Origin of the sequence: Bradyrhizobium sp. UFLA01-814, assembly GCF_046718885.1 — a bacterium.
Lineage (GTDB): Bacteria > Pseudomonadota > Alphaproteobacteria > Rhizobiales > Xanthobacteraceae > Bradyrhizobium > Bradyrhizobium elkanii.
In genome coordinates, this window is the sequence record NZ_JAQOSR010000344.1 from 1 (window position 1) to 2484 (window position 2484).

A 2484-nucleotide genomic window follows, 5' to 3' on the forward strand; every position below is an offset into this window, starting at 1 on the left:
GTTCAAGAATGTGCGCGACAGCCTCGAGATCCTGGCAGGCCTGCCGGCCATCCAGGAGGCCGACGTCGCCGATAATGTCAGGCTCTACGCCCTGCTGGCCTCGATGCTGCGCAACAATCCGCAGATCTTCAATCTCTATGTCGGGTACGAAGACGGCTCCTTCCTGGAGATGGACGTCATCGATCGCGCCAAGCCGCAATTCCGAACGGTGCTGAATGCCGCCCCCGACGCCGTCTACCGCGTCGTCGTCATTGCCCGCTCGGGGGCGGCCGCCGCGGCGCCGGTGACGCTGTTCCTGTCGGAAAACCTGACCCAGGTCGCGAAGGTGGCGGGGCCGCACAGCTACGACCCGCGGCAGCGTCCCTGGTATGTCGACGCCCTGAAGGATCGCAAGACGCTGCTCACCGGGCCCTATGTGTTCTACGCGACCGGGGAGCCCGGTTACACGCTGCGCACGCCGCTTAGGGAGGGCCGCCGCGGGGTGGTGGCCGCCGACCTGCTGCTCAATCGCCTCGAGGAGATGCTGAGCCGGCAAAAGCTCGGAAATTCCGGGCTGGCCTTCCTGTTTAACGACGCCGACCGTATCGTCGGCCATCCCGAGATGCGCGAGCTGATGACGGAACGCAGCGACGCGTTGCCCCGGATCGATGCCATCAAGCTTCCCGGCCTGTCCGCGGCGATCCAGTCCTGGCGCAGCGACGGGCTCGCCCAGCAGTTCTTCAACGATGCCGACGGACGGACCCTTGTGGCGGCCTTTCACCGCATCGAGACGGCCGGTGCGGCCAACATCCACCTCGCGGTGGTCGCCCCGCTCGACGAGTTTTTTGCCAAGATCATCTCGGAGCGGCGCGCGCTGTTTGCCATCGCGCTCGGCTTTGTGATCGCGATGCTGCCGTTCGCGTTCTGGCTCGGCTCGCTGCTCGCCCGGTCGCTGCGCGAACTGGCGCGGCAGACCGACGAGATCCAGCACTTCCAGCTCGCGGACCGGCCGCGCATGCAATCGGCCATCGACGAGATCGACGAGCTCGGCCGCTCGGTGTTTACGATGCGGACCGTCGTGCGCAACTTCTCAAGCTTCATTCCGCAGCCGATCGTCCGTCAGCTGATGCAGTCCGGAGCCTCGCTGCAGCTCGGCGGCATCAGGCGCGAGGTCACGGTTCTCTTCACCGACGTCGCCGACTTCACCGCGAAGACGGAGAAGGCGGACCCGTCGCAGGTCATGATCTTCACCTCGCGTTATTTCGCCGCGATGTCGGAGGCGATCATGAAACACCATGGCACCATCGACAAGTTCATCGGCGACGCGGTGATGGCGCTGTGGAACGCGCCGGACGAGGATCCCGATCACGTCGTTCATGCCTGCGAGGCCGTATTGGACTGCATTCACCGCAACGCAGAGCTCAACCGCGCGTTCCGGAGCGAAGGCTGGCCGGCCTATACCACGCGATTCGGCCTGCATCTCGGCGATGCCGTGGTCGGCAATGTCGGCTCCGCCGCCCGCATGAGCTACACCGCGCTCGGCGCCACCATCAATCTGGCCTCGCGTCTCGAAGGCCTCAACAAGAATTACGGCACGCAGGTCCTGGTGAGCGCGGCCGTCAGGGCGCGCGCCGAACACAGATTTGCGTTCCGCAGCGTCGACCAGATCCGGCCGAAGGGCTTTGCCGACGCGATCACGGTGTACGAGCTGTGCGGCGAACGCGGCGATTCGGAGCTGACGTTCTGCGCGCGCTGGGAAGCCGTCTACAGTTCGATCCGGTACGCGGAGCCCGCCGCGGCGGCGTTGCGCATCGCCGATTTCCTGCTCGAGTACCCCTGGGATTGTGTCGCGCAATACCATGCCGAACGGCTGCGCAATGCCGTTCAGCAGCCGCTACTTGATCTGTCGGTGCAGTGAGAAGCGGGCCGAGGCGTATTTTAATCCGACCCTCGAGCTCTCGACGGCCAAGGGTTGCTCCGGTGATCGATCGGGATCGCGCGATCGCCGATGCGATCGCTTCAGCCGCCCCCGCAATGCGGGGCGCGCAACGCCGGTGGCTAGGCCGCCATCAGTTGCTGAAGCGCAACAGCCTGCTCACGGGTTTGGAATGCGATGGCGGTGTGGGTAAAGCCCGACGAGGCCTGGGTCTGCGCGATGTGATTGAGGACCTCAGTGCCCTTGACCACGTGAAGTTCCATTCCCGGGCCGGCCGGAAAAATCCCCAGAACGACGTCGTAGGCCTCGACGATGGCCTTCAGGGCGCCACCCTTGTCTTCCGACGCGTCGATAAAGATACGAACATCCGCGGCGATACTACGAAGTTCGTCAAAGTCGATCACTGGAAGTCTCCCATACGCAACTCACTGATCGATCCTAGCTACAACTTGCTTACTGAAACATAAATTACGCGGGTTCCTCACCGGACAAGTGTCGCTAGAGCGTTTTCGAGCGAAGTGGATACCGGTTCGCGTGAAGAAAACGCGTCAAAACAAGAATCTAGAGCC

At 63.7% G+C, this 2484-nt stretch carries 2 protein-coding genes; one reads left to right on the forward strand and one right to left on the reverse strand.

Features of this window, described 5'->3' with window-relative positions:
• Positions 1-1897: adenylate/guanylate cyclase domain-containing protein (locus tag PMN64_RS42665; RefSeq protein ID WP_411785090.1), on the forward strand; the 1897-nt coding region annotated here is incomplete at its 5' end.
• A 140-nt stretch (positions 1898-2037) separates the two neighbouring features.
• Here the strand turns inward: PMN64_RS42665 and PMN64_RS42670 are convergent.
• The gene (locus PMN64_RS42670; protein WP_028341211.1) at positions 2038-2319 is read right to left on the reverse strand and encodes a hypothetical protein; all 282 of its coding nucleotides are present in this window, start codon (positions 2317-2319) and stop codon (positions 2038-2040) included.
• Positions 2320-2484: the final 165 nt, after the last annotated feature.